This window comes from Pseudomonas sp. Irchel 3F6 (assembly GCF_900187595.1).
GTDB classification, from domain to species: Bacteria; Pseudomonadota; Gammaproteobacteria; order Pseudomonadales; family Pseudomonadaceae; genus Aquipseudomonas; species Aquipseudomonas siliginis.
This window is the reverse complement of the sequence record NZ_FYDP01000002.1, coordinates 720451-746118: the sequence shown is the minus strand read 5'-3', so window position 1 is coordinate 746118 and position 25668 is coordinate 720451. Positions and strand designations below refer to the sequence as shown.

26 protein-coding genes and 1 pseudogene are annotated in these 25668 nt (G+C 56.3%); 10 read left to right on the top strand and 17 right to left on the bottom strand.

All coding sequences use genetic code 11. The features are described 5' to 3' along the window. Window positions 1-40 precede the first annotated feature (40 nt). The 3 genes from CKW30_RS09515 to CKW30_RS09505 all read right to left on the bottom strand — a co-directional run bounded on the left by CKW30_RS09515 (window position 41) and on the right by CKW30_RS09505 (window position 3277). A complete protein-coding gene (locus CKW30_RS09515; RefSeq protein ID WP_041478850.1) occupies window positions 41-334 on the bottom strand; it encodes a YcgL domain-containing protein in 294 nt (97 codons plus the stop codon). Next, entirely contained in the window at window positions 331-1464 is a 1134-nt protein-coding gene (gene rnd / locus CKW30_RS09510) for a ribonuclease D (RefSeq protein WP_024012017.1), read from the bottom strand. The genes CKW30_RS09515 and rnd overlap by 4 nt, the downstream gene beginning before the upstream one ends. A 163-nt stretch (window positions 1465-1627) precedes the next feature. After that, window positions 1628-3277, bottom strand: coding sequence for a phosphoethanolamine transferase (locus CKW30_RS09505; RefSeq protein WP_041478852.1), 1650 nt, complete (start codon window positions 3275-3277; stop codon window positions 1628-1630). Between the two features lie 403 nt (window positions 3278-3680). Between CKW30_RS09505 and CKW30_RS09500 the strand changes: the two genes are divergently transcribed. After that, window positions 3681-4853 carry a cyanate transporter gene (locus CKW30_RS09500; protein ID WP_095180649.1) on the top strand — a complete coding sequence of 391 codons (1173 nt, stop codon included), beginning with the start codon at window positions 3681-3683 and terminating at the stop codon, window positions 4851-4853. Window positions 4854-5029: 176 nt separating this feature from the next. Further along, window positions 5030-5965 (top strand): LysR family transcriptional regulator, encoded by a 936-nt coding sequence (locus CKW30_RS09495; protein WP_024012014.1) that lies wholly within the window; start codon window positions 5030-5032, stop codon window positions 5963-5965. A 3-nt stretch (window positions 5966-5968) separates the two neighbouring features. Here CKW30_RS09495 and CKW30_RS09490 read toward each other — a convergent pair whose 3' ends face one another. The 6 genes from CKW30_RS09490 to CKW30_RS09465 all read right to left on the bottom strand — a co-directional run bounded on the left by CKW30_RS09490 (window position 5969) and on the right by CKW30_RS09465 (window position 11673). Beyond that, entirely contained in the window at window positions 5969-6334 is a 366-nt protein-coding gene (locus tag CKW30_RS09490; RefSeq protein ID WP_041478855.1) for a 5-carboxymethyl-2-hydroxymuconate Delta-isomerase, read from the bottom strand. A gap of 164 nt (window positions 6335-6498) precedes the next feature. Next, complete coding sequence (locus tag CKW30_RS09485) at window positions 6499-7419, bottom strand: LysR substrate-binding domain-containing protein (RefSeq protein ID WP_095180648.1); 921 nt, start codon at window positions 7417-7419, stop codon at window positions 6499-6501. An 89-nt stretch (window positions 7420-7508) separates the two neighbouring features. Continuing rightward, the gene (locus tag CKW30_RS09480; RefSeq protein ID WP_095180647.1) at window positions 7509-9614 is read right to left on the bottom strand and encodes a DUF6311 domain-containing protein; all 2106 of its coding nucleotides are present in this window, start codon (window positions 9612-9614) and stop codon (window positions 7509-7511) included. Next, window positions 9611-9997 (bottom strand): GtrA family protein, encoded by a 387-nt coding sequence (locus CKW30_RS09475; RefSeq protein WP_056783558.1) that lies wholly within the window; start codon window positions 9995-9997, stop codon window positions 9611-9613. Before CKW30_RS09475 ends, CKW30_RS09480 begins: the two co-directional genes overlap by 4 nt. Then, window positions 9994-10704, bottom strand: a complete 711-nt coding sequence (locus CKW30_RS09470) for a bifunctional 2-polyprenyl-6-hydroxyphenol methylase/3-demethylubiquinol 3-O-methyltransferase UbiG (RefSeq protein WP_095180646.1) — start codon at window positions 10702-10704, stop codon at window positions 9994-9996. The genes CKW30_RS09475 and CKW30_RS09470 overlap by 4 nt, the downstream gene beginning before the upstream one ends. Before the next feature lie 3 nt (window positions 10705-10707). Next, complete coding sequence (locus tag CKW30_RS09465; RefSeq protein ID WP_095180645.1) at window positions 10708-11673, bottom strand: glycosyltransferase family 2 protein; 966 nt, start codon at window positions 11671-11673, stop codon at window positions 10708-10710. A 275-nt stretch (window positions 11674-11948) separates the two neighbouring features. Between CKW30_RS09465 and CKW30_RS09460 the strand changes: the two genes are divergently transcribed. Beyond that, window positions 11949-12140 (top strand): DUF1508 domain-containing protein, encoded by a 192-nt coding sequence (locus CKW30_RS09460; RefSeq protein WP_016771242.1) that lies wholly within the window; start codon window positions 11949-11951, stop codon window positions 12138-12140. Window positions 12141-12253: 113 nt separating this feature from the next. Here the strand turns inward: CKW30_RS09460 and CKW30_RS09455 are convergent, their stop codons facing one another. Both CKW30_RS09455 and CKW30_RS09450 read right to left on the bottom strand, forming a co-directional pair. After that, window positions 12254-13231 (bottom strand): SDR family oxidoreductase, encoded by a 978-nt coding sequence (locus CKW30_RS09455; protein ID WP_095180644.1) that lies wholly within the window; start codon window positions 13229-13231, stop codon window positions 12254-12256. Window positions 13232-13383: 152 nt separating this feature from the next. Continuing rightward, window positions 13384-14961, bottom strand: coding sequence for a histidine kinase famiy protein (locus tag CKW30_RS09450; protein WP_256584281.1), 1578 nt, complete (start codon window positions 14959-14961; stop codon window positions 13384-13386). 196 nt (window positions 14962-15157) lie between these two features. Here CKW30_RS09450 and CKW30_RS09445 point away from each other — a divergent pair, with 196 nt between their 5' ends. Next, a complete protein-coding gene (locus CKW30_RS09445; RefSeq protein ID WP_095180643.1) occupies window positions 15158-16156 on the top strand; it encodes a ribonuclease Z in 999 nt (332 codons plus the stop codon). Window positions 16157-16179: 23 nt separating this feature from the next. Here CKW30_RS09445 and CKW30_RS27495 read toward each other — a convergent pair. After that, window positions 16180-16314 (bottom strand): annotated as a pseudogene (locus tag CKW30_RS27495) (manganese catalase family protein); the annotation flags it as partial. A 40-nt stretch (window positions 16315-16354) separates the two neighbouring features. Further along, window positions 16355-17710: a chromate efflux transporter gene (chrA, locus tag CKW30_RS09440; RefSeq protein ID WP_095180642.1), complete on the bottom strand. Its 1356-nt coding sequence runs from the start codon at window positions 17708-17710 to the stop codon at window positions 16355-16357. Between the two features lie 428 nt (window positions 17711-18138). Here chrA and CKW30_RS09435 point away from each other — a divergent pair, with 428 nt between their 5' ends. Then, window positions 18139-18837: a hypothetical protein gene (locus CKW30_RS09435; RefSeq protein WP_095180641.1), complete on the top strand. Its 699-nt coding sequence runs from the start codon at window positions 18139-18141 to the stop codon at window positions 18835-18837. A gap of 369 nt (window positions 18838-19206) precedes the next feature. On the opposite strand, the gene CKW30_RS09430 is transcribed toward CKW30_RS09435, so the two are convergent. From CKW30_RS09430 to CKW30_RS09415, 4 genes are all read right to left on the bottom strand, one after another. After that, the gene (locus CKW30_RS09430; RefSeq protein ID WP_095180640.1) at window positions 19207-20412 is read right to left on the bottom strand and encodes a PIN-like domain-containing protein; all 1206 of its coding nucleotides are present in this window, start codon (window positions 20410-20412) and stop codon (window positions 19207-19209) included. Window positions 20413-20537: 125 nt separating this feature from the next. Next, window positions 20538-21155: a hypothetical protein gene (locus tag CKW30_RS26805; protein ID WP_143497913.1), complete on the bottom strand. Its 618-nt coding sequence runs from the start codon at window positions 21153-21155 to the stop codon at window positions 20538-20540. Then, window positions 21155-21502, bottom strand: a complete 348-nt coding sequence (locus CKW30_RS09420) for a hypothetical protein (RefSeq protein WP_095180638.1) — start codon at window positions 21500-21502, stop codon at window positions 21155-21157. Before CKW30_RS09420 ends, CKW30_RS26805 begins: the two co-directional genes overlap by 1 nt. Continuing rightward, entirely contained in the window at window positions 21499-22650 is a 1152-nt protein-coding gene (locus CKW30_RS09415; protein WP_143497911.1) for a hypothetical protein, read from the bottom strand. The genes CKW30_RS09420 and CKW30_RS09415 overlap by 4 nt, the downstream gene beginning before the upstream one ends. A gap of 578 nt (window positions 22651-23228) precedes the next feature. Here CKW30_RS09415 and CKW30_RS09410 point away from each other — a divergent pair. The 5 genes from CKW30_RS09410 (at window position 23229) to CKW30_RS09390 (ending at window position 25651) form a co-directional block, all read left to right on the top strand. After that, window positions 23229-23447, top strand: coding sequence for a hypothetical protein (locus tag CKW30_RS09410; RefSeq protein ID WP_095180636.1), 219 nt, complete (start codon window positions 23229-23231; stop codon window positions 23445-23447). A gap of 534 nt (window positions 23448-23981) precedes the next feature. Continuing rightward, window positions 23982-24350, top strand: coding sequence for a hypothetical protein (locus CKW30_RS09405; RefSeq protein WP_143497909.1), 369 nt, complete (start codon window positions 23982-23984; stop codon window positions 24348-24350). After that, on the top strand, window positions 24343-24588 hold the full coding sequence (locus CKW30_RS09400) for a hypothetical protein (RefSeq protein WP_095180634.1): 246 nt from the start codon (window positions 24343-24345) through the stop codon (window positions 24586-24588). The genes CKW30_RS09405 and CKW30_RS09400 overlap by 8 nt, the downstream gene beginning before the upstream one ends. After that, window positions 24585-24833 (top strand): hypothetical protein, encoded by a 249-nt coding sequence (locus tag CKW30_RS09395; RefSeq protein WP_095180633.1) that lies wholly within the window; start codon window positions 24585-24587, stop codon window positions 24831-24833. Before CKW30_RS09400 ends, CKW30_RS09395 begins: the two co-directional genes overlap by 4 nt. Before the next feature lie 194 nt (window positions 24834-25027). After that, window positions 25028-25651, top strand: coding sequence for a chemotaxis protein CheB (locus tag CKW30_RS09390; RefSeq protein ID WP_143497907.1), 624 nt, complete (start codon window positions 25028-25030; stop codon window positions 25649-25651). Window positions 25652-25668 lie beyond the last annotated feature (17 nt).

The following is a 25668-nucleotide window of genomic DNA, read 5'->3' as shown; positions in this document are numbered from 1 at the left end:
GTTCCAGGGTTAACCGAGGCCCAGAACAGGGCCTCGCGGGTCAGACCGGGTCGTTGCGTCGCAGCAACTCTTCGGGCAAGTGCTCGATGTACTCGTCCTCGGCCGGTGGCATTTGCAGGTGATAGCCCTGCTTGTCGAGGTTTTCCAGAACCACGGTGATGTCTTCGCTGGCCAGCTTGCGCTCGGGCGACAGCACCAGATCGAAGGAGTGCTTCGCTTTGCCAAAAGCCGTCATCAGCGCTTCCGGCACGCGCTCGAGCGCATCGCTCTTGAGCACGTAGAGATACATGCCGCTGCGCTTGGAGCTTTGGTAGATGGAGCAAATACGTTTCAAGGCTGTTCTCCGGCGGTGGCCAGGCTGTCGAGCAGCTTCTGGCCGAGCAATTCGCGGCGCCAGCCACGCAGCGAATCGGGCAATTGGTAAGGCCCCTCGGGAAAGCCGCTTTTGACCAGGGCTTCGAGGGTTTTCTTGCGCAGCATCAGTTCCGGGGCAATACCCAGGCGTTCGGCCTCGGCCTGACCCAGCGCGCGCAGTTGCTTGATCAGCGCAGCGGCTTCGATCGGCAACGGCTCCGGCACTGCCGGCGGCCATTGATCTGGCCCCACACTGCCAGAGCGCTTGATCAGATCAAGCAGAAACTGACCGTCCTGACGTACGGTACGCGGGTGCATGTCTTCAATCTTGCCCAGCGCCGCGAGGTTATCCGGCTGCGTGCGGGCCAAGGGCCACAGCGAGTGTTCACGGACGATGCGGTTGCGCGGCAGGTCGCGGGCGCGGGCTTCTTTTTCGCGCCAGGCGCACAGCTCACGCAGCACGGCGAGTTGTGCACGGGACAACTTCCATGCCAGTTTCGCCTCGCGATACACCTCGTAAGGATCGGTTTCGCGGCGCAGGTTGGCGACCAGTTCGGCGCCATCCTCCAGCACCCAGGCGAACTTGTCGTCGGACAGCTTGGGCCGCAACTCGACGAACACCTCGGCCAGATGCACGGCGTCTTCGGCGGCGTAGCTGATCTGGGTTTCGGACAGCGGGCGCTGCAACCAGTCGGAACGGGTTTCGCCCTTTGGCAGGTCGATGCCGAGCACCTCCTGCACCAGACGCGAGTAGCCCATCGAAAAGCCGAGGTTCAGGTAAGCGGCGGCCAGTTGCGTGTCGAACAGAGGCGCCGGCAGGCTGCCGGTCAGGCGCAACAGTACTTCGAGGTCTTCGCTGCAGGCGTGCAGGACTTTCAGCACCGCCGGGTTTTCCAGCAACGCTGCCAGAGGTTGCCAGGCGTTGATGGTCAGCGGATCGATCAGGTAGGCGCGTTTGCCGTCGCCGATCTGCAACAGGCCGGCAATCGGGTAGAAGGTGTCGACCCGCATGAATTCGGTGTCGAGGGCAACGAACGGCAGCTGCTGCCACTCGGCGCAAAACTGCGCGAGGCTTTCGTTGTCGCGAATCCAGTGAATATCGATAGCCACACGGCTCTCCCTTGAAGAATGGCGCGCAGTATATATCGCCACCGACGATTTACGCGCCTTTGAAGGGCAAGAGCTGTAAGGAAATGTCTTGCCTGTCAGCAAGAATAGTCTGACAGCAGAAACAGAAAGGCCCGTCGCATTGGCGCGACGGGCAGGAAACGCTTCACTGCTTGGCCAACACGCCGTCGATCACCGCGCCACGACAGCCGGCAAACATGTCCAAGGCAGGTTGATAGACGCTGCTGCGCACTTCCAGCAGGCCGAGCATCGAGTGGAACAGATTGTCCTGGCTCAGCGGCTTGTCCCGGCTCAGTTGCAGGCAATGGGTGTCGACCGAATAGGCCTTCTGATAGCTGTCAGAGAACCACGCCAGCATCGCTACATGCTTCTGTTGCTCGGGCGCCAGCATATAAGGCGTGCCGTGCAGAAACAGGTTGTACTCGCCCAGCGATTCGCCGTGGTCCGACAGATAGAGCATGGCGGTGTCGACTTTGTCCTGATTGCTGCGCAGCACATCGATCAGGCTCGCCAGCACATGGTCGGTGTAGACCAAGGTGTTGTCGTAACCGTTTACGATACTTTCGCGGCTGCAATTGTTCAGCGCGTTACTTTCACAGACCGGAGTGAAGTGTTCGTACTCCTTGGGATACCGCTTGAAGTAGTCCGGGCCGTGACTGCCCATCTGGTGCAGAACCAGGACGGTGTCCTTGTCCAAGTGATCGATAAAACTTTGCAGCCCTTGCAGGAGGATTTCATCGCGACATTCGCTGTTGGCGCACAACGCCGGGTCTTGCAACTTGCTGACATCCTGCACCGTGACGCGGTCGCAAGTGCCTTTGCAGCCGGACTGGTTATCGCGCCAGATCACATCAATGCCGGCGCGCTTGAGTACGTCGAGCAAGCCCTCCTCATTCCTGGCCTTGCTGGCGTTGTAATCCTTGCGGCCCATGTTGGAGAACATGCACGGTACCGAGACAGCCGTTTCCGTGCCGCAGGAATGCACATCAGTGAAAGCGATCAGGCCAGCCTCTTTGTCCAGTTGCGGGGTGGTGTCTCGGTCGTAACCGAGAATGCCGAAGTTCTGCGCCCGCGCACTCTCCCCTACCACCAGCACGGTGAGGGATTTGCGTGGCTGTAGCTGCAAGTCGGGGTTGCGCTGGGCATCTTCGCCGATCTTGATGAACGGCTGCTGCGCCGAGACAACTTGCTCTTGCAGATAACCAATGGATGCGCCGATGTAATTGCTCGGCACCAGCATCAGGCGAATTTCGTGGTGATTGCGAAACAGCGACGACAAACCTTGATAGTTGGCCAATGCCACAACGCCGATCACCGCCGCCGAGGCAACACTGACAATAACTTTGCTGAACAACTCGCGATGCCAGCGCCGATAATTGACCGGTACTTTCCACAACAACAAACACGGCAAAACACCCAGCAAGAGAATATAAGCGAACAACTTCAACGAAAGCAGATCACGCACTTCCGTCGCGTTGGTCTCGGCAAAGTTGCGCAACATGCCCGCATCAATCATGACGCCATATTGGCTCATGAAATAAGCCACGCCGGCGCTGACTAAAAACAAAAGAGTCAAAAGTGGTTTAAGCAGTGGCCGGAACGCGAATATCGTCAGCACGATATTGAACGCGGCAAGGATCATCACGCCGAACGCCACGCGCATGGCGATGCCCTTGCCATCGGCGGCGGTGATCTCGAACAGGTGTTGCCAAAGCACCAGATTGAAACCGAGCAACAAAAAGGCGCTGGCAAACAACGTCACCCATTCCGGGCGCACGGCTTTTAACTTCAACATGATGAGTGACTGTTCCTGAAAGAAGAGCCTCGTCGATTGTGAAAAATTCATTCACCGAGGCATGCCAAACTTTAGGCAGGCATGGATCAATTTTTCGTGAAAAAGATGCTAATGATTAGTTTCCTCGGAGTACGAACGTGAAAGTTTGCGAGTATTTGAGAATGGTTCAGGGTTTATTCAGTTTCAGGCACTTCACAATGTCCTCTGTGGGAGCGAGCCTGCTCGCGAAAGCGCAATGTCAGCAAATGAATGTTTGTCTGGAGGAACGCATTCGCGAGCAGGCTCGCTCCCACATCGGGACAGGGGTGTTATCGAGTTTTTAGGTCTGGCCCGGGGTTTTCTGATTTGCCGATGCGCGCGCCGCGACGCCTAATCATCAGCCTCCCCACTCAAAGGCCTGCTGATGAATCACTCCCGCCCCGCCGCTTGGCTGATACTCGCGATCATTCTTGTTGCACTTAATCTGCGCCCCTCAATGGCAGCCATCGGGCCGCTGCTGTCGGCGATCCGTAGCGATATACCGTTGAGCTTCACGCTTGCCTCTTTGCTGACGATGCTGCCGGTCATGGCCATGGGGCTGGCGATGTTCTTCGGCCTGCGCATCAGCCAGCGTCTGGGCGAACAACGCACGGTGCTGCTGTCGCTGCTTGTCATCGGGCTGGCGAACGTGTCACGGCTGTTTATCGATTCTGCGGTCGAGCTGATCGTCAGCGCGATACTGGCCGGTATTGGCATAGCCCTGATTCAGGCATTGATGCCGGCGCTGATCAAGACGCGCTTTGCTGACAACGTGGCGTTGTGCATGGGCATCTACGTGACTTCGATCATGGGCGGCGCCGCGATTGCCGCATCGTTCGCGCCGCTGGTGATGGTGGAGACCGGCAGTTGGCGCATCGGGCTGGCCATCTGGGCGGCGTTGGCATTGGTCGCGTTGCTGGTCTGGTGCTTGCAGCCCGCGCAAGCCCTACCAAGGGTGACCCAGCGGGAATCTTTCATCACGCGCCGTCGCGCCTGGTTGCTGGCGATTTTCTTTGGCCTCGGTACGGCGTCCTACACCTGTGTCCTCGCCTGGCTTGCCCCGTATTACGTGGAAAAAGGCTGGAGTGAACAGAACGCCGGGCTGCTGTTGGGTTTTCTTACAGCGATGGAGGTCATTTCCGGCCTGGCAGTGCCTGCGATCGCCAATCGCAGCCGTGACCGGCGTGGGATATTGGCGGTTCTGCTGTTGCTGATCATCGGCGGTTTCTGCGGGCTGATTCTCGCCCCGCTAACTCTGGCCCTGTTATGGCCTTGTCTGTTGGGGTTGGGGATTGGCGGTCTGTTTCCGATGAGCCTGATCGTTGCACTGGATCACTGCGACGAGCCGCAGCGCGCCGGTGGCCTGACCGCGTTTGTACAGGGGATCGGTTATCTGATCGCAGGACTGTCGCCACTGTTGGCAGGGATGATTCGCGATCGGCTGGGCAGTTTCGAAGGCGCGTGGTGGGCGCTGACTGCAGTGATGGTGACCATGCTGCTGATGGTCGTGCGCTTCAACCCTCGCGACTACACACGTCACTTGCCCTGCCCGGGCTAGAGGCCTCTGGCCATCTTTTGCGCACGAGATTGGCAACGTCGTGTTGCTAAAAGTTTCTGTCCCACATGTGTCCGTGAAATGTCCTACGAGGGTTTCTCCTGGCACCATCGTTCCGTTAGGATCGTACGCACACGTTTGCGCGAATTCTGCGCGAGGGGCACAGCGAGACGGAACTCATGCTGAACAGTAATTTGCTTCGCAAGCTCGATATGCAGGACTTGATGGTATTCGTCGCCGTGTACGAGCAGAGCAGTGTCACCGATGTCTCGGAAACCCTGTTCGTCAGCCAGTCCACCGTCAGTTATTGCCTGAAGAAACTGCGCACCAGTTTCGAAGACGAACTGTTCATCAACACCCGCACCGGCATGCGCCCGACCTACAAGGCCTGCAGCATGTACGGCCATGTGCAGAAAATCCTCGAAAGCATCAACCTCTGTCATGCCGGTGCCCCGGCCTTCGACCCGAGCCGGCAGGCGGTGACATTCAACATCTGCGCCCCGGAATACTTCGAGCAATTGATTCTGCCGCGTCTGTTGAAGCGCTTCGATTTCGACGACTTGCCGGTGATGGTCAACATGCACAAGTTTGAAACCGACGTTCCGGCCGAAGAGCTGCGTGACGGCAGCCTCGATCTGGTGATCAGTTTCGGCCCGCACTTTCACCGCCAGCATGCGGATCTGAAATCACGGATGTTGCTTGAAGATGACCTGGTCTGCGTCTTCGACAAACGCGCCACGCCACTGGAGCCGCGCCTGAGCCTGCAAGCATTCACCGAACGTCGGCATGTGTTTCCAACGCCGTGGACTTCAAGCACCAACATGGTCGACGGCTGGCTGGCGCGGCAAGCGCAAAAGCGCCAGATAGTGGCCCGATCGAACAGCTACAGCGCCGCGTTGAAGATGATCACCGGCACCGATTTCATCCTCACCCTGCCCCGGCGTATCCAGCGTCTGCTGACCAACGACGCGGTGTTCAACCACTGCGAAGCGCCCAACGGCCTGCCGGGTTTCACCCTCGACATGCAGTGGAGCCAGAACGCCGATCAGGACAGCGCCAACGTCTGGCTGCGCGAGCAGGTGATTCAGGTGTGCAGCGAGCTGGAAAACGCCTGAACGTCAGATGCCGATGGCGGCTTTGCTGTAGGACTCGCGATCGATGTCGAGCAGTTCCACGCACAGTTGCACTTCGAGCCCGGCCGGCCATTCGCACAGTTCCTGCAACACTGCCAGCAGACTTTGCGAGAGCTGCTTCTTGATCTCCGCCGAGCGCCCGCTGAGCAAGGCCAGTTTCACATGGACGAAGGCACGCTCGCCCTGCGCCGTGCCGACCTTGAAGTTGTCGATCTTGATCGCGCGGCTCTTGATATCGAACTCCGCGCCGAACTGACCGGAACCGACCAGCGTGTTGTTGAGCCGGATCAGGGCGATGTCAGCGTTCAACTGCGTCAGGTTGGCGGTGTATTCCATGTGCAGGTGTGGCATTGCGGATCTCCAGTCGGCGGATGCGGGGCGTACATATACCACAATCACACAGCGTCATTTGTGGGAGCGAGCCTGCTCGCGAAAGCGTCCTTTCAGTTTGCACACCCGCGCCTGCTGAACCGCTTCGCGAGCAGGCTCGCTCCCACAGGGATACGTGGCATCTGTTAGATCTGAATACCCGGCCGTTCACTCATGAATGCTTCCAGCCGCGAGCGCAGCCAGCGTTCGGCAGGGTCGCTGTCGACGTGGCTGAGCCAGACCATCGACAGGTCCAGTGTCGGCGTCTTGAACGGGAACGGTTCCTGGAACAGCGCCCCGGACGCCGCCATCGCCGCTGCGGTGTAATCCGGCAGGCTGGCGATCAGGTCGGTGCCGGCCAGCAAAGCTGGCAGTGCGCTGTATTGCGGCACCGACAACACCACCTGCCGCGTGCGCCCCAGTTCCGCCAGCCACTCATCGGCGTAGCCACTGACATTGGCCGTGTGCGACACCAGCACATGCGGGCGAGCGCAATATTCGTCGAGGGTCAGCGGCGTATCAGAGGCATCGGCGCGCAGGATGCTTGGCTGGATATGCCGCAGCAGTTTGCGTTTGGCGTTGGCCGGCAGGCCACGGGTCTGGCTGATGCCGACGGTGATATCGCCGGCAGCGAGCAGGTCGGGAATGCGCCAGTAATCGACATGCTGCACCACGAACACCACGCTCGGCGCCTCTTGGCGCAACGCGCGCAACAGCGGCGGCAGCAGGCCGAATTCGACGTCGTCGGACAGGCCGATGCGAAAGGTCATGGTGCTCGTCGCGGGATCGAAATCGCGGGTCAGGCTCAGCGCCGCCGACAGTGAATCCAGTGCCGGTTTGAGATGGCGGTAAATATCTTCAGCGCGGGCCGTCGGCTCCATGCGATGGCCGACGCGGATGAACAGCGGATCATTGAGCATCGTGCGCAAACGGTTGAGTGCCGAACTGATGGTCGGCTGGCCAAGAAACAGCTTCTCCGCCGCGCGGGTCACGTTGCGTTCGAGCATCAGGGTCTCGAACACCACCATCAGGTTAATGTCGGCCTTGCGTAGTTCATTGCGGTTCATCCTTTGCCCCTGCTCCCCGGAATAGCGGCAGTGTAGAAAGCCCCAAGAACCGCGTCTATGGGCCGCTGCGCCGAACAGTCACTGAAGGGTCAATGAAGCGTCAACGCCAGAATGCCAATGGCCAGTTTGCGCGGATCGAGTCCCATGCCCAGCGCTCTCGGGCTGACGGCATCGGCGTGCTGGAAACGAATCACCAGCACGCCTTCACGCTCAATGCGCTGCTGGACTTCAGCTGGCAGATCAACGCTGACAACGTTCGCTTCGGCCTTGAGCAAACGGGTGGAGAGCACCGGCACATCGTTGACGCTAATCTCCAGCCCCTGTTCGGTATGCGACGGCGTAATCAAAGCATTGGCTTCCAGCACAAATGATCTCACCGGGGCCTCGGGCCGCAGAATGATTTGCGATTCACTGCCCTCAGACCACGTGCCCCACGGTTCGCTTTTCGACCATCCGCTGCCGAGGAAAAACGTCGCCAGGCTGGTTACGTTGAAGGTCACGCGCTCGTTCGACTTCATTGGCGAAATCAGCGTAAGGGGATCGGCGGCCACGATGGGCGGGCAATCGGCGCAACGCTTCCAGCCGGGCGCCAGCACGTTCAAACCGTCGATTCTGGCGAGTACGTCAGTCTCGCGATTGAGAGTCAGCGCGGCCGGCAGCACAGTGCGGCTATCGAGTACATGCAACGTATCGGCGGCGTATTGACCAGAGCTGACCATCTGGTCGGCCACAGCCTGGGCCGCCTCGGTGGCCTTGGTACTCATGCGGCCGAGGTAGACCGCATTGGTCGGCAGATGATGGCGTCCCGCATACTCGGCCAGCGTTCGCCACTGCTCCGGATAATTCTCCGGGCGCAGCCAGCGCACCGCCTGATAATGGCGGGCTGCCTGATCCCAGAACGGATCAACCAGTGGCGTCGGCCATTGTGGCGCCGGCGTGGCCATGAACAGGTTGCGCGACTCTCCCCAACCGGAACGCGTATCCGCCACTTGCAGCAACAGGGCAATGCTCAGCAGAATCCGTGCCGTGCGCGAAGTATGGCCGCGAATCACCACGTACAGAATGGCGAAAATCGCCATGTACATGACAGGCCAGATCATCCGCCCCGAACCGCGAAAAATCGTCGCCACCGCCACCACCGCATCCGGCAGCGGGATGTGCAACTCGAATGGGCCGACCCCAATGTTGTTGGAAAACGCAAACAGCGCCAGGCCGGCGAGCGCGAGCAACAGCAACGGGTAGCGACGTGGCTTGAGGTGAACATCCGTGCCGCGTTGCAGCCATGCCGCGAAGGCGCAGATGAACAGGAACACCACACCCAAACCAAGGAAAGCAAAACCGTCACCATCGCCCAACACACCGGGCATGTCGCGCAGGGCAAACGACCAGGTTCCCGGGTCGAAAAAGCTCAGCACATTGGCGCGGAACAGACCGTAGCCCATCAGTGCCAGACCGTCATCGCCGACGCTGAAGTAGCCCGCCTGCCAGCAACACAGACTCACCAGCAAAAACAGACCGATCAGTTCGGCCACAGCTTTGCGCGGCGCCAGATGTCGCCGCAGGGTGTGCGCTGCGAGATCGGCGAGCCAGATCAGCGCAATCATCGCCAGCAGATAGGCGTGAATCAGCGCGGCCGCCGCCAGCAACGTTCCCCAGGCCAGAGAGCGCTTGGGCGTGAAGGGCCGCAGCGCCAGGTACAGCGCGGCCAGCAACATGAAATGCCCGCCTAGGGACAGGTGCACGCTCATGCGGATCAGCATGGCCGGAACGAATAAAAACAGCCCGGTGCCGAGCAACCGCAGAACCGCGTCGCGGGTCACCAGGCCGAGCAGTTTCCAGGCAAACCAGCTCTGCAGAATGAAGCAGGTCAGCAACCACAGTCCGAAATACTGAAACGGCTCCGGCAACAGCGCCGAAAACGGCTTGAACAGAAAGGCAAACAGCGGATTGGAATCGGAAAAGATCAAGCCATTGCTCAATTCAAGTCCATAAGACGGATTGAGCCCCAGCGGAAAGCTCCATGGCGAGTGCCGGAAAAACACCCAACCCTGGTAATGGGTGGCCGGGTCGCCGTCGCCCAGCCAGGCAATGTTCATCGGGTTCAACGCCCGTGGGCCGACCACGATAAAAAAGGCCAGAATGCCTAGCAGCACAGGCAACAGCGCAGCGGCCCGAGAGGTTGAGCAAAGCTTCATCGATACGTCCAGAAATTATGCAAAACGAAAGTGAACGCTGGCACCGTCAGGGCCACGGCGCCGATCCCGAGCAGATAATGCAACCCAGCCATTTGCGCCGCCCAGGCAACCAGCATCGCCAATAGAAAACCGCCCGCCGAGACCGACACAAAGCGCAGTAACGTGCGCCCGTGCAGGCGAGCTGAAAAGCTCCAGGTGGTATTGATCACATACGACACAACGGTCGCCACGGCAAAGGCGAAACCATTGGCCAGCGGCGGTTCGGGCGCGATGAAGCGGATGAACATCACGGCCACCAGCGCATGCAGCGCAGTGACGAACAGCCCGGTCAGGGCAAAGCGCAGACCACGGCGAACCAACGCTGAACGATCACTGTCGATCACGGTTTCTGCGCCAGCACGAAGACGCTCAAACCGGCCAGCCGGTTGCTGCCCATCAACGGCAACTCCATTCGGCAAAGAGTCTTGAGCACGCTGTTGACCCACGGGTGATGACGCTTGAGTTGCGACTGCGGCCGTGCGGTTTGCGAACCTTGAGGTATCAGGCGCAACGCTGCGGCGATAGGAAACACCGCACCGAAATAGTAGGCGCCGCGCTGCACGGTCAAACCGGCATCGCCCGCCAGGGTTTCGAATTGCGCGAGGGTGTAGCGGCGCTTGTGCTCAAGAAAATCATCATGACCGCTCCAGAGAAACTGAAACGCCGGCACCGTCATCAGAAAACGACTGCCCGAAGGCACTTTATCGACATAGTTTTTGAGCAGGCCGAGGTCGTCGTCGACATGCTCGAGCACGTCCATCAGTAACACCAGATCGGCATCGATGCTGTCGATGCCGCGGCGGTAATGCACCGGTTTGCCCGCGGTGGTGGCGCTTGAATCGGCGGGGTAACTGATGTCGACGCACCACGCCTCATGCGCGTCGGTGTGGGTCAGCAGATGATGCGAGAAAAACCCCGAGCCGGCACCGACATCGAGTATTCGTCGGATCGGCATGTTACCCAGCAATCGCCGGGTCGCCGCCGCTTTGCAGCAGTAATACCAATGCTCATCGATGCTGTCGCCGAGGATGTCGGTTTCCTTGAGATCCATCTGTCAGTCCTTGGGGTCGTAAACGCGACGCACCAGAAAAACCGGCCGGCGTTTGGATTCGATATAGGTGCGGCCAAGGTATTCGCCGAGTACGCCAATGCCGATCAATTGCAGACCGCCAAGGAACGTGACTGCGACCATCAGCGAGGCATAACCAGGCAAGTCGACACCGTGGATCAGTGTGCGCAGGACAATGAACATGGCGAACGCAAACGACACCAGCGAAACCGTTGCCCCCAGGTAAGTCCAGACCCGCAGCGGCTCGGTGCTGAAACTGGTGATGCCTTCGAGGGCGAAGTTCCACAGCCGCCAGCCATTGAATTTGCTTTGCCCGACCACGCGCTCGGGGCGCTCGTAGTCGACATGAGTGGTGCGGAAACCGACCCAGGCGAACAGACCTTTCATGAAGCGTCGCGACTCAGGCAGGGTCAGCAAGGCATCGACCACGCAGCGGTCCATCAAGCGGAAGTCGCCAACGTTCTCCGGCAACGGCTGTTCGGCGATGCGGTTGTGCAGGCGATAGAACCAGTGGGCCGAGGTCGATTTGGCCCACGTGTCGCTGCGGCGGCTGACACGATGCCCCAGCACCACTTCGTAACCTTCGCGCCAGCGCTCGATCATCTGCAAAATGACTTCCGGCGGGTCCTGCAGATCGGCGTCGATCGGAACCACGATCTGCCCGGTGGCCATTTGCAGACCGGCCGACAACGCCGCTTCCTTGCCGAAGTTGCGGCTTAGATCGACGATGCGCAGACGCGAGTCTTGCCGCTGCCGCTCAAGCAAGCGCTCAAGGGTGGTGTCGGTGCTGCCATCGTTGATGAAGACCAGTTCAAGATCGATCAGTGCCTGCGTCTGAAAGACGTCGTCGATGCGCGAAAGAAAGCTGTCGAGGCTGTCGGCCTCGTTGAAAACGGGGATCACCAGCGACAACGTCACCTGCCCGGCCTGTTGCGTTCCGTGCTCAGTCAAAGGAGTGCTCTTTTTATAGTTTGTCGGTCATCGAAAGTCTTTCGAGGCCATGAGCCGTGCCGTATTAAGCAGCAGCCGGCACGCACGTGCAAGCAGGACACGGCGTCATATCGGCCAATTCGCCGGGCAGTCGCGGCGCTCTGGCCAGCGTCTTTCAGAAACATCCGCGAACGATTGGAAACAAATCCGCGATAGCCAAAAAAACCCGCTGCGCTAGGCTTGCGTCGATGCGCCACACAGGTTGGCGCGCCTTTCTATCGCAGGGAGCGAACCCCATGTATTTCGAAATCTACCGACAAACCCGAGGCACCCCCAGCACTGGCAAAGGCCAGTGGCGCTGGCGTCTGCGTGCGCGCAACCACGAGACGGTGGCCAGTGGTGAGTCATATGTGAACAAGGCTGATTGCCTGCACGTGATCAATCTGATCAAAGCCGTTCAAGGCGAGACGCCGATCAAGGAGATTTGAGCGAAACCACATTCATCAAAGGTGCATGTGCTGCATTTGTTGCTTCCATGCACCCCAGCGCCTCTAGCAGCGCGCGCAGAGATGCGTCGACAGTGGAGCGAACCGGGAAAGCATCAGAGCTGTAATAGAACCACGCCGACCAATATGGCAATCACTGCCGATATCGCCAGCACTTGCGTCGAGGTCAAGGCCAGCGCTGCATCCCTGGAACGGCCGACGAAACGACCGCGAATCTGATGCCGATCCGGCTGCGCTTCGAACAGGTTGTCCGGGTGCTCGTTGTCTTCAGGCTCATTGGTCTGCTGACCGGACCATGCACTTCGCGCCATCAAACGGTCGAGCAGACCGGGCATGACCGACTGCCCAATAATCGCTTTGATCGTCGACCACCCTAGCCACAACTCTCGCGGAGGATGCTTTACCACACTGAAAATCGCCCGTGCCGCTACGTCGGGGTCGTGAATCGGTGGCACAGGTTGGGGACGCTTGGGCAATTTGTTACGTGCCCAATCGAACTGCGGGGTATTGATCGCGGGCAATTGCACCATGCACACGCGAATATGGCTGCGCTCATGCAGCAACTCACAGCGCAACGAGTCGGTAAAACCGCGCACGGCAAATTTTGCCCCGCAGTAAGCGGCCTGCAACGGAATGGCCCGATAGGCCAGCGCCGAGCCGACCTGAATGATCAGTCCCTTGTTGCGTGGGCGCATCAACGACAGCGCTGCCAACGTGCCATGAACCGTGCCGAGATAGGTTACCTGAGTGACGCGCTCGATCTCGGCGGCGGACAATTGTTCTATCGGCGAGAGCACCGTGACCATCGCTGCATTGACCCACACCGCCAGCGGCCCGAGCGCGGTTTCCAGTTGCTGGGCGGCCTGCTGCACGGCGAGCGCATCGGCGACGTCGACGCTGACTGTTTCAACCTGAACGCCATACGCTCGCAGCTCCTCTTGCGTGGCGGCCAGCCCCGCCGGATCACGCGCCAACAGCCCGATGTGGTAGCCGCCAGCGGCAAACCGATGGGCCACCGCGCGCCCTACGCCAGCACTGGCGCCGCTAATCACCACCAAAGATTGCTCCTGCATGAACCGTCCTCGTCGACGCTCAGTCGATCGGCCCGTTATTGATCATCAAGTCATCGCTCACTGCCAATATCTCCTCGGGGATCGGGTCCCTCACTGGTTGTTCAATGCAGTCTTTAGGATGGACGCCGAACGTGCGCCGTCAGTTCGTTTTTTCAGCCGAGCATCAAGCGCAGCTTGCGCAAAAGGTCCACCGGCGCGTAGGGCTTGGCGATCAATTCGAACTCATTGTCAGCCAGCTCATTGGGCGTCGACTCGTCCGCGCAGTACCCGGTCGTCAGCAGGATCTTCATGGCCGGATAGCGTTGGCTGATTTCCCGCGCCAGTGCCAGCCCGTTCATGTCGCCCGGCATGACCAAATCGGTGAATACCAGGTCGTATTCGCTACTCTGCAGCAAGGCCAGTGCCTCGCTCGCATCTGCAGCGAGGTCGGTGTGGTAACCCTGTTCGGACAATACAAAGCGCGCCAGTTCAGCGACTTCGGCGCGATCCTCGACGATCAGGATGCGCTCCGTGCCCTTGAGATTTTCTGCGGTTTCAGCGGAGCCAGATGCCGATAGCTGACTGTCATCCGCCGGGAAGAACAGGCGCACCGTGGTGCCGAGCCCCGGCGTCGATTCGATTTTGACCACACCGCCGGATTGCTTGACGAAGCCGTAAACCATCGACAAACCGAGGCCGGCACCGTTGCCTTCCTCTTTGGTGGTGAAAAACGGCTCCATCACTTTGTCGAGATCGTCAGCGGCAATGCCCACGCCGTTATCGGCAACCGCGATGCAGACGTAACGCCCCGCCGCCAGTCCGCCCTGGTGCGGATCCGTCGAGTCCGGTACATCGACGTTGCGGGTCTGCACGGTGATCGCAGGTTGCTGCTGGTCAACCAGCGCATCGCAGGCGTTGGAGAGCAAATGGTTCAGGGCCATCTCCGCCTGCGCCGGGTCGAGGCGGCAATTCCACAAATCCTCGGCCAACTCGAATTGCGGCTCCAGATCGCAGGATTCCGGTGCCGGCAGCGTTGACCGCTCGAGCAAGGCATTGAGATTGATCACCCGGCCCTCAAGCCGTTGCCGGCGCGAGAACGCCAGCAGATGCTGAGTCAGCAGACGGGCTTTTTCCGCCGCCGCACGGGCGTGACCGGCGCCGACCACGATGCGTTGCGGATCGATGCTCGGCCGCTTGGCGGTGTGCTGGATCAGCTCGATGTAGCCGATCATCACTTGCAGCAGGTTGTTGAAATCGTGGGCGATGCCACCGGTCAACTGCCCGAGTGCTTCCATGTTTTCGCTGTAACGCAAACCGTCCTCGGCGTCACGGCGGCGGCTGACGTCCATTTGCGAAGCGAAGAAATACACCAGTTGTCCGCGCTCGTTGAATAGCGGCGCGATGAACAGCTCGTTCCAGAACGACGAGCCGTCCTTGCGATAGTTGAGCACCTCCACGCAGGTTTCGTGTTGATGTTTCAGCGCTTGCTTGACCCGTTGCAACACCGCACGATCAGTCTGCTCGCCTTGCAGAAACCTGCAGTTGCGCCCGAGCACTTCTTCCAGCTCGTAGCCGCTGAGTTCAAGAAACGCATTGTTGGCAAAAATGATGGGATCGTCGGGCTGCGCTGGATCGGTGACAATCATGGCCATGCGGCTGACCTGCACCGCCGCGAAAAACACATCTTTGCGTTCTTGCGAAAGGGTCGCCGCATCGGCGCGGTCGACGATCGGCCTGGATTTTCTGGGCAAGTTGACCTCCGCTAAGTGACTCCGTTTCGCTGTGACCATCATCAGCGAGCGAAGTGCCGAGGCCAGCCGCCGACAGCGCGGGTGTCCGATGAATTGTCGCAGTCCATCGATGGATCCGAATCGCCTCGCTGATTGTCGAAAGCTCACCGAGAACTGCACGCAATATCTGAAATCCGATCCGCCAGGGAGAACCACCGTGGATTTGTTGTTTCTGGGCACGTCTGCCGGCGTGCCGACCCGCCAGCGCAACGTCAGCGCGACGGCACTGATCGCGTCTGCCGGCAAGGGCTGGTACCTGATCGATTGCGGTGAAGGCACCCAGCATCAGGTGCTGCGCACGCCGCTGTCGCTGAGCGAGTTGCGGGCGATTTTCATCACTCATGTGCATGCCGATCACTGCCTGGGCTTGCCGGGCCTGCTGGCTAGCACCGGCATGTCCGGACGCACGCGACCACTGGACATTATCCTGCCGACAGCGCTGCATCCCTGGCTGAAAATGAGTCTGGAGGTGACGCAATCGTATCTGCCGTTCGAGATCAACCTGCACGCTGTGGAAACGCTCACGGAGTGGCGCAACGTTAACGTTCAGGTGCAGACCGTCGAACTGTCACATCGGGTGCCGTCTCACGGTTATGTGTTCACCGAGTCCGACCCGGAACCGCGTCTGGACGTGCAGCGCCTGGATGCCGAAGGCATCGAACGCGGCCCGCTCTGGGGTCAGTTGGCCCACGGTCAGGACGTGGAGGTTGACGGGCGGATGCTGCACGCTCGCGACTATCTGCTGAGTTCACGACCTGATCGACGCATCATTGTCTGCGGCGATAACGATCGGCCGGCACTGCTGGCCGAAGTGGCGCAATCGGCAGATGTGCTCGTGCATGAAGCGACATTCGTGCAGGCAGCGATCGACCGCGCTCGTGCCAGTTACGGCCACAGCAGCGCCGCCGCTGTCGCCGGTTTCGCCGAATCAGCCGGGGTGCGCAATCTGGTGTTGACGCATTTCAGCGCGCGCTATCAGGCCAATCCGGCGGTGAGCCCGTCGATCGAGGATGTGCGCAACGAAGCGGCAGCGTTGTATCACGGCCAACTGATTCTGGCGCGGGACCTGCAGCGTTATCACCTCGACCGCTTGGGGCATTTGCAGCCCGTAGCGATCGAGCGCAAATCTTTGCAAGTCACCAAGATCTCACAGTGATCAACCGGGGCGCGCCGCCTGATGTCAGGCGCGCGCCCCATCAAGCGCTCATGAACGATCTTCGCCCGTGCTTCAGCTGCGATGTTGGAGCGCATGTCGGCGCCCTTGTTGAGCATGACGATGATCGAGCCAATGATCTCCAGGTGACTGAGTTCTTCAGGCCTCCAGCGCGCGACTCGATTTCCGGCGCCGCGACCACTAACGCAGCAAATGCACCACCAACCCAACCAACGCACAGCCCAGCAACACCTGAATCACTCCGCGCTTGAAGCGAAACAGCGCAATGGCCGCCGCAAGCGCAATCAACGCCGACGTCCAGTCCAGGCTGCCGCTGAAACCCTGCGGCCAGAGCACGTGGTAGCCGAAGAAACACGCCAGGTTGAGAATCACCCCTACCACCGCGGCGGTGATGGCGGTCAGCGGGGCGGTGAATTTGAGTTCGTCGTGCGTCGACTCCACCAGTGGGCCGCCGGCGAGGATGAACAGGAATGAGGGCAGAAAGGTAAACCACGTCACCAGCGCGGCGGCGACCGCTCCGGCGAGGAACACCTGATCGGCGCCGAACACCTGCGACACATAAGCCCCGACAAAACCGACAAACGCCACCACCATGATCAGCGGCCCCGGCGTGGTTTCGCCCAGCGCCAGGCCGTCGATCATCTGTGTCGGGGTCAGCCAGCCGTAGTGACCGACCGCACCTTGATAGACATATGGCAACACCGCATAAGCCCCGCCGAAGGTGAGCAGCGCTGCCTTGGTGAAGAACCAGCTCATCTGCGTCAACGTGCCCTGCCAGCCGAATAGCGCGGTCAATACACCCATCGGCAATGCCCACAGCGCGGCGCCAATCACGGCGAGCATGGCCAGTCTCGTCCAGCTGAAACGGGCATGGGCCGGTGTTGGCGTGTCGTCGTCGATCAACGCCGGACCGAAAGACTTCTTCGCCGCACTATGCCCGCCGGCTCTGAACCTCTCAGGCGCCAAGCGTCCGCCGCAATAGCCGATTACCGCCGCACCCAAAACGATCAGCGGAAACGGCACATTGAACGCAAAGATCGCCGTAAACGACGCCGCAGCAATCGCCCACAGCCAGTTGTTCTTCAGCGCCCGCGAACCGATCCGATGGGCCGCCTGCACGACGATGGCCGTCACCGCAGGCTTGATCCCGTAAAACAGCCCGGCCACCACCGGCACTTCACCGAAGGCGATATAAAGCCACGACAGGAAAATCAGGATGAACAGCGAAGGCAACACGAACAACGCCCCGGCCACAATCCCGCCCCAGCTTCGATGCATCAGCCAGCCAATGTAGGTCGCCAGCTGCTGCGCCTCCGGCCCGGGCAGCAACATGCAATAGTTCAAGGCATGCAGAAAACGCCGCTCGGAAATCCAGCGTCGGCGCTCGACCAGTTCCTGATGCATGATCGAAATCTGCCCGGCCGGCCCGCCGAAACTGATAAAGCCCAGCTTCAACCAGAACCAGAACGCCTCGCGCAGACTCACGCTCTGCGGCCTAACGTCATCATCACCCGCCAACGGCTGAACTTCACTCATCGAGCTGTTCCTTTTATGCAGTCGGCAGGTTGTACCCGAAAAGCATTGCGAACAAAACGCCAGAAACGAAAAAGCCCCCGTAATCAGCAATGATTACGGGGGCTTCGTCTTGTTCAATAATGGCGGAGAGATAGGGATTCGAACCCCTTCTGGAATCTTTGTAGGCCGCTTTAGCCCACCGAAAACGGTGCTTTCTACCTTCATCGTTGGCGTGCAGCGGGCCCAAACGGCCTCCCATATGCCCTAATTTTGCCCTAAACAGTAACGGCGGCTTTCGGCCAGAAGCGGACGCTCACCCGGCCTCCTCTGAAAGAATTAGGCGGTCAGAATCAAACTCGATTCACGACTAATCCATGCGCTGCTTCATGATCTGGGAACTGCTCGAGATCTGCTATCCTTGTCGACCAATTTCAAACTGACTGGCGGACATGGACCTTTTTATAATCGTTTTTTTGATTAGTTTTTTATTTTTTCAGGTACTTGGGCTTTTCACTTTCAAGCGCGAGATTCTATGGCTCTCTAGTGATTATGTGTGGCTTGGATTGGCAGCTATTTCGCTAATTTTTTACGCTCAGAAGGCTGAACAAGATAATGCCAAGCGAGTGTTACCAAACTATAATGCGCACCTTAACCAAATGCAAAAAATGACACACTCCGATGTTCTTTTCAATTTGGGTCATCTTGACATAATGTATGAGTACGGCCCAGGAGAAGGCATCAAGAACAGCAATGAATATCGTTCTGATATTTTGCTATTAAAGCACCGCATTGAAGCACTCATTGAGCCAACGCAGGCGAAAGACTGGCCAGATAGAATGGAGCAGTTTTTTGACTGCGCCCAGATATCAGAGAATTTAGTGAGTGAAACGACGCGCCTCACGGCAGATAGATTATGCGAAAAATTTGAATGGGTACATAAATCAAGAGAGGATAGAAATGCGGTAGCTAAAACCGCTAAAGGCGGGATCGCATCAGTCTTAGAAATTCACATTTACCCAATTTTTTTTGCTTTGGCGCTGGCCATTCGACTTGGACGTACGACAGCAGATGTCCGTAGAAAGCAACCAGCAAAAACGCCTCCAACCGTACTTAAGCCCGATGATGCAGCCGATACCTCTGAGGCATAACTTTAAAGCTTAAATCAAGTCGAATTTTGTAGGCAGATCATATATCTATCTGTTATAGCGTCCGCTCATACTGATCGTCCGATTCTTGCAGAGGAGGCCGGGCGAGGGTCCGCTTTTGGCGGAATGCGGACGGTCAGAAGCGACAGCTATCAGTGAAAGCTTGCCCTTCACCCCGAGTTCGATCCGAACCTCAGATATCGCTGTAAAGGTACAAGAGGGATTTTACCCCATTGATTAATCTTTTGGGAGTCAATATGTTTATGAACAAATTGAATAACATCTAGGAGCGGCAAATTTCCTTGCCTGCCCCTTTTTACCGCGTATTTATCGATAATAGGTGTTTAGGTACAGCACATTTTGCAGGAACGACTAAATTAACTCATCGCTAAGGAACTGAGATATTCTACGGGCATAATAACGTTGCTTCATTCGTAAAGATTTTCGCCGTCTCACTGAAAAATTTAAGCGGCCCTTATATACCTCAATCACTGATGGGGTTGAGGACGACTCTGCTTCGGATAACTTTTCGCGCAAATTTTTTATTATGACGTCCATCTTGGCGATGGCTTCCTCAATCATTATTTCTTGTTGCTGATAATACTCCGCACCGTACTTACTCGATATGGCGTTATCTACATCAACTTCACTAGCCTCGTCTTGAGTTGACGATAGATCTCTATCCTGAATTGAAGGTTGCTTTTCATTGATGAACGTATCTCTAACCTCCTCGACAGCTGCGGAAGAGGTTTTTTGGTGAAGGTACTCATTAGCAAGCTTCAAAAAACTGTGAGTCGAGTATATGTAAAAGTCCTTGCCAGTGACTTCAAGAAATTCATCCATCAGTCCAGGTAAGGGGCCGATAGTTTTCCCGCCGCATATTGACCACCAATCCTCTTTTCGCTCACCGGTGACTAAAATCACCGAGTTGGACGATTCTCTTGCCTTGTCTAATATCTGCTTCCAAAAAATAAGATCTCCATAGCGTTTATAAATTTCCTTTACCAGCATCGACCCCTTATGTTTGTCCTTGTCTTCAAACCCAGGCGGTATTTTCTGAAGGTATCTAATGTCGCCCTCTATCACTAGAGCATCTAGTTCCTCAGTAGAATACTTTGGCCCAACTTTTCCCTCTAATAGCTCGCCAAGTCTCGCTTTGACATCATCATCTGTGATTCGACCCTCATGAAAATCTTTTCTGTTTTTTAATTCATCTAAAACTTTTCCTGTAGAAATGCAGAATTCTTCGTAAATATCTCTCGATACAAACGGATGCCGGGTTGGCATCTCTAGCTCTGTCTTGAATTCTTCGAGCGTAGCAATCGCCGAAGTATAAAGCTTCGATTGGTCGTGTACGATCTTTGCCCGATTATCGAGATACTCAAGCATGACTTGGTACGGAATCCACAATCTTTCACCAAGGGATTCTATAACTTGGTAAAGTGCATCCCGAGTTTCATCGGAGTATTTATACAGCCCAGTCAAAACATTTGTGTCAAAAACAAATATGCACTCCGCCCACAATTTAACTATTCTTCCGTTGTCGCTAGCGAAATGACTTGGAAATAACGACTTCATAAAAGTGCACCCTCACTTCCATTTCTCTTGGGTTTAAGCTTATTAATTTATGGCCTACAACTAGAATGCAGGCGCCTGAATCCCCATCCCCTTAGGGTCGATTTAATAAAGCGAGCGCCACACTTTCACATGTTTCTGTCTTTTGGATCAAAGTGTAAAGGAATATTGTAGTGCGTAACAAAGTAATCCCTGCCAGACTTGACATGTTTTCCGACAGTTTTAAAATCCAAGTCCTGCTCGTCGTACGGAGCGATGATAAGCTCGGGGTAAAACTCTTTCAGCCTCGATCGCCATTCGTTTGTAACACTCAACGCGTCCACATTGAAGTTATATATCAGAAAGGCTCCTCGATCCTCATCTTTCATTCCAGTAGAATATCTAGAGTTCAGCTGTTCCCAACCTCTTTGAAGATTCATGTAGTCTTTGTGAATCTTAGCTTCTGCAAGCCACAAGTAGTCCTCGTATTCGATACTAACATCAACGTGGCCGCCAATCATGACATCATGGCGAGCGCCAAATCCCCATCCTTTGAAATGTGAAATAATATGAAAGGTTATTTGGTCTTCGGATTGTCCTTGAAAATAATTGCTGCTTCTAACCATTTCCTTGGTTATCTGGCATAACTTTGTCTCAATAGCACTAACAAAATCTCCGTAACATTCAATCGAATCGCTCAATGTAGATCGAAGTATTGGCATTAAGTCTATTTTTTTTGATGCGGACTTTATATTGAGGTTAGTCATCAGAGCACCAAAAATTCTATCGCTATACTTTCTTCGGAAACACTTTCAATCGGCATTTTTGTTTCTGGGTGGGAAAGTACACCTGTCAGCAAATAGTGCTTTATATACTTGGGCGGGATAAATAGCGGTCGACCGTTTTCGTCTTCGTAATAAAATTCTTTTTCAAGCACGCCTACTGATTTATTGCAGAGCAGTTCAATTCTCAGTGCTAATTCGCAGGTTTCTATTGGAGAGAACAATCTTTGCAAGGCCGCGAATGTTAAAGTTTGTTTCTTGTAGCCAACAAGCGTCCTTTTAGCGTCGTCAATCAAAACGACAGCTTCTTGGCTATCAGGATTAATTCTCATGGCATCCTTGCAAACGTCATTAAACGACCGTAGGTGAAGTTAAACGACGAACGGCCAGTACACCCCAGAATGATGGCATGATCAATGCTTGCAATGCTGAGAGCGCGGTAGCTGCCAGGGATTGAAAGAATTGGCTCGTCATCACTCATAGTGATTCTCCAACTAACATTCAGTTTGTAGATGTCAATTGTATCAGGAGTGGGCGCGGATGCTATCGCAACCATAGCTCCTGCATGCCATGTTTCGCTCCTCAAATCCGCAGAGTTTCGCTTCATTTTCTCGGTTTTCATCGAGTTTCCGAGCATTGTTACAAAGCCCAACTCGCAGACGTTACCTTCCTTCGAGTTATAAATTTTCTGAATAACAGGAAAAAAATTTAATTCACTTGGTATCACAAATGAACTATTACTTCTCAGCAGGCACGTATTAATAATAGATCGATATTCTTTTGATCGAATTAAGATTTCATTCGAATTTAAAATAGTGCCGCCGGGCTTAGTAATGTCCAGAATCATTTCTATAGTTGGTGAGAAAGAAGCGCTGTTGCCTGACCAACGAAATCTGATGGTGTCGATTTGCTCGTGAAGGGCTGTACGAATTCCTACCACCTTTGAATAACCATCGAGTTTCTCAACAGCTTGGGTGTCTGCTGGAGAGATCGCTATGGTCTCTCTGATTTGATACTCCCTTATCGATGAGAATACGAACGATATGCCACCGGCCTGGCGGTAGACCTTGCGCAGCATTGTTTTGCCGTTAAAGGAGGGTAGTTCGTGTTTATCCAAAAGACCTGGAAAAGTAGCCGGGTGATCTCTGTGAACTCCTACGTGCTTGAGGTTTTTTTTAAAGTCAGCCGCCAAGTCCTGAATCTTACCGGGCTTAGAGTTTGAAAAATCAAATATGAATATTGCCTTTGAGGAATACCGAAAATATTCGGACACCCAAGATTTTATAGCCTCTAGCGAACCAATTACGGCAGATGTAATTTTTGGATTTTCAGCAATTTCTGTCAATGCTGTTACGGTTTTCGACCACGAGTTTGATACTGGGAGATCTAATTCTCGTAATTTAGAGGCAAAATCCGGCAGAGGGATTCTTTTGTCTATGTTTGCAATACAAGACGTGAATTCAGTTGCGTCGAAAACCATTAGCAAAAAATCCCTTTAAGCAGGTTGGCTGGCTAGCACGCAGCCAAAGGGCTTTTCTACCATTGAGTCACTTAAAATGAAAGCAAAATGCCACTTAAGCGATCAGTGGAAAATCCAGATGCTAAATTCGTCAACGAAAACGACGCTGCTCCGACTAGCGGGGCTCACGAAAGCTGGAAGTGTTGCTAAAACGATCAGAGCCTTTAAGAGGTGATCCGTACCCATCTGTCCGCTTATGGCCGAAAGCAGCCGCTCAGGGACGTCCGGCTCTGGCCAAGAGCAGTCATTGGCGCAGGGGCACCGACGTTGTCAGGAGGGCGCGTGGTCAAGCTGGTAATGCTGCAAGTTCGAATCTCTCCTTCACCGCCACATTCAGTAAACGCAAACCCCTGATTTTCCTAGAGAAAATCGGGGGTTTGTGGTTTTTGACGTCCGAAAAATGGCCATATGGGACAGATCTGGGACAGATGCGCCATTCTGGTGCGAAAAAGTCATCGAAACTCAGATGCCTGAGCTAGTCTGGTTTGGCACGGCTGAACTAGCCCTTTTGGTAGCTTTCGCTCAAGGACGATCCAAAAATGCCAAATAACTCAGATTCAAATGTAACCACGGCCGACGCGCTGACTTTGTTGCTACACAACCAGCATGCGCTGGGTGCGGCGATAGAAGAGATCACTCATTGGATCTCGGGGGCTGGCGCAGATGTTGTTGCCGATAATGCTGTAGTCGCCTTAGAAACACTGGACAGGAATGCGGCAGCGATTACGGACGCGATCACGCGATTACGGCAGGTGTAGTCACTGGTAATGGTTGGCGGAGCGAGCCAACGCGCGTTCGGAGTCCATCGGATTCCGCTCAACACTTTCTGGACGTTGCGAAACGAGCTGTTCCGTTGCCAATGGTTGGTGATACTCCAGCAGACATAGCGTCGGAGATCAGGTATCTCATAGCTTCTACATCAAGCGTCTTGCCTTTGTTCTCGCGCATGAACTCGCGGCTAATGAAATAGCGGCCACAGGCATCACATTTAATATTTACCCAGTCGCCTGCCAGAGTTCGACGCTCCGCGTTTTCCCAACAAATCCAGCACATACATTTCATAAAGGCGCTCCTCGATGACCAATGGATTGCGCCAGAGAAAAACGAGTTCAACGCTGAGTGCCGACCGGAACCACCGTCTATCGGTTTGTATATTCAGATGTGCGGACGCCGCGTACGGCCGATAGCGGCTTTTGCCGACCAATGAACAGAACGCCGTTTATGTTCAATAGGCCCCCACATCTGGCCTAGGTATGGGGGCCTTTTTGTGGCTTACCGCTTGCCGGAATCCCATGGACTGGTCTACCGCCACCCCCTATGCTGGCCATCGTCTTGCTACCAGTCTTAAAGGAAAGGTTATGGTCGCCCCTGAGAATCGCCCAGAGTCCGATGAGTTCGCGTTCAGCTTCCCTAAAGTCGAACTGAAGACGCCCTATTTGCAGCATATGTGGGGAGAGCTGCTGGATAATCTCTACCGCGCCGAGCACGAAGGCGCCGACATCGAGGGCGATGCATACGTGGCGCAAGGCTTTGTATTGGGCTTAGCGGCGGCGGAGGTTGTTACCGACGAGCAACGCGACCTCATGTACGAACTGTTGTCCCTGACCCGTCAAGAAGCGTTGCGCCGCGTTGGACGTCACAAGGGGTTAGACAATGAGTGACTACGACGAATTTGCCGCACTGAACTTGCCGCGTTCGGTGCACGCGCAAGCGCTGAAGCTGCTCGCTGGCATCGCCCAGGCAAGCACCTTGGCCGACACGCTGCACGCGGCCGACCGAGCCGAAGGTTTCACTCTGGGCATTGAAACGGTGAAAGCACTCAACCTCGGGGCCATCGAAGGGCTGTATCTGATATTCGACCGCGCTTTACAGACGCGTCAGCGGGAACTGAAAAAATGATCGGTGAAGGCATTCATGAAGAGGTACTGCGCGCCTTGGTTGAACAACATGCGATGCGCGAATGCCTTGTGACCAGGATCGATGGCGGCTCCGACTGGGGCCTGTCGATCCGCCTGGGCGGCAGCGGCGCACGCTGGGTGCCGGTGCGCTCGCGGCGTGAGCGGCTGCGCACCTGGGCCAGCCTGACGGCGGGGGGCCGTTTCGCCGACAGCATCGGTCTCAAGGGTTTCACCGTGGAGTTATGAGCGGTTTTTGCTGAGTAATCGGCCCATCGCTGACGTGGCGCCAAAGCGGACACCGAAAATCACTCGCCTAGTGATGATCTGAGGCATCGTCACCCTGCTGTCTTACAATTCTTTCACCCGCAAATTCTCGCTGCAGTCTGGAACATTTGGCCGACGCTTTTGATCCACTTATAAAGACAGAGCGTACGAGCGACATGGATACCGTAAGAGATATCGTAGTGATCGGTGGATCAGAGGGCAGCTTCGGCCCTCTTCGTCAAATCCTTTCAGGGTTGCCAGCAGACTTCCCTGCTGCCGTATTGATCGTTGTGCACACAGGCTCCTCGAGCCCCAGACTGCTTGCATCGATATTCGATTCTTGGTCAGCCTTGCCCGTTGCCTATGCAGACGAAGGCGTCCGCGTCGAAGCGGGTCGTGTCTACGTGGCCCCGCCAGGACGACATCTTGAAGTGGTTGAACCGGGGCTTATGCATCTCAGCGATGGACCGAAACTGCATTTCTCCAAGCCTGCCGTGGATCGGTTGTTTGGCACTGCCGCGGCGGTGTTTGGAATAAGAGTCATCAGCATGATCCTTTCCGGCAATGACGGAGACGGCGCCGCCGGGGCGGCCGCTGTGCAGGCGGCCGGTGGGGTCAGCCTGGTGCAAGACCCCGGCGATGCGCTGGTGTCCAGCATGCCGATCAGGGCAATTGAGAAAGATCATCCGAACAGCTTGGTTCGCACCGACGCGCTACTGGAAGCGCTGATCCATTGCGTCACGCCTCTCGAACTGGAGCGAACGGCCGCGGGTGATAGAACTTCGTCTGTCAACCGCTGACTGGTCGCAATCTTGCT

What these genes read in the sequence shown, in the direction of transcription:
- CKW30_RS09390 (WP_143497907.1), top strand. Translation starts at nt 25,028, where the DNA reads ATGGATACCGTAAGAGATATCGTAGTGATCGGTGGATCAGAGGGCAGC.
- CKW30_RS09430 (WP_095180640.1), bottom strand. Translation starts at nt 20,412, where the DNA reads ATGAAGTCGTTATTTCCAAGTCATTTCGCTAGCGACAACGGAAGAATA.
- CKW30_RS09405 (WP_143497909.1), top strand. Translation starts at nt 23,982, where the DNA reads ATGGACTGGTCTACCGCCACCCCCTATGCTGGCCATCGTCTTGCTACC.
- CKW30_RS09505 (WP_041478852.1), bottom strand. Translation starts at nt 3,277, where the DNA reads ATGTTGAAGTTAAAAGCCGTGCGCCCGGAATGGGTGACGTTGTTTGCC.
- chrA (WP_095180642.1), bottom strand. Translation starts at nt 17,710, where the DNA reads ATGAGTGAAGTTCAGCCGTTGGCGGGTGATGATGACGTTAGGCCGCAG.
- CKW30_RS09470 (WP_095180646.1), bottom strand. Translation starts at nt 10,704, where the DNA reads ATGGATCTCAAGGAAACCGACATCCTCGGCGACAGCATCGATGAGCAT.
- CKW30_RS09495 (WP_024012014.1), top strand. Translation starts at nt 5,030, where the DNA reads ATGCTGAACAGTAATTTGCTTCGCAAGCTCGATATGCAGGACTTGATG.
- CKW30_RS09395 (WP_095180633.1), top strand. Translation starts at nt 24,585, where the DNA reads ATGATCGGTGAAGGCATTCATGAAGAGGTACTGCGCGCCTTGGTTGAA.
- CKW30_RS26805 (WP_143497913.1), bottom strand. Translation starts at nt 21,155, where the DNA reads ATGACTAACCTCAATATAAAGTCCGCATCAAAAAAAATAGACTTAATG.
- CKW30_RS09400 (WP_095180634.1), top strand. Translation starts at nt 24,343, where the DNA reads ATGAGTGACTACGACGAATTTGCCGCACTGAACTTGCCGCGTTCGGTG.
- CKW30_RS09490 (WP_041478855.1), bottom strand. Translation starts at nt 6,334, where the DNA reads ATGCCACACCTGCACATGGAATACACCGCCAACCTGACGCAGTTGAAC.
- CKW30_RS09455 (WP_095180644.1), bottom strand. Translation starts at nt 13,231, where the DNA reads ATGCAGGAGCAATCTTTGGTGGTGATTAGCGGCGCCAGTGCTGGCGTA.
- CKW30_RS09420 (WP_095180638.1), bottom strand. Translation starts at nt 21,502, where the DNA reads ATGAGAATTAATCCTGATAGCCAAGAAGCTGTCGTTTTGATTGACGAC.
- CKW30_RS09480 (WP_095180647.1), bottom strand. Translation starts at nt 9,614, where the DNA reads ATGAAGCTTTGCTCAACCTCTCGGGCCGCTGCGCTGTTGCCTGTGCTG.
- CKW30_RS09435 (WP_095180641.1), top strand. Translation starts at nt 18,139, where the DNA reads ATGGACCTTTTTATAATCGTTTTTTTGATTAGTTTTTTATTTTTTCAG.
- CKW30_RS09500 (WP_095180649.1), top strand. Translation starts at nt 3,681, where the DNA reads ATGAATCACTCCCGCCCCGCCGCTTGGCTGATACTCGCGATCATTCTT.
- CKW30_RS09485 (WP_095180648.1), bottom strand. Translation starts at nt 7,419, where the DNA reads ATGAACCGCAATGAACTACGCAAGGCCGACATTAACCTGATGGTGGTG.
- CKW30_RS09460 (WP_016771242.1), top strand. Translation starts at nt 11,949, where the DNA reads ATGTATTTCGAAATCTACCGACAAACCCGAGGCACCCCCAGCACTGGC.
- CKW30_RS09415 (WP_143497911.1), bottom strand. Translation starts at nt 22,650, where the DNA reads ATGGTTTTCGACGCAACTGAATTCACGTCTTGTATTGCAAACATAGAC.
- CKW30_RS09410 (WP_095180636.1), top strand. Translation starts at nt 23,229, where the DNA reads ATGCCAAATAACTCAGATTCAAATGTAACCACGGCCGACGCGCTGACT.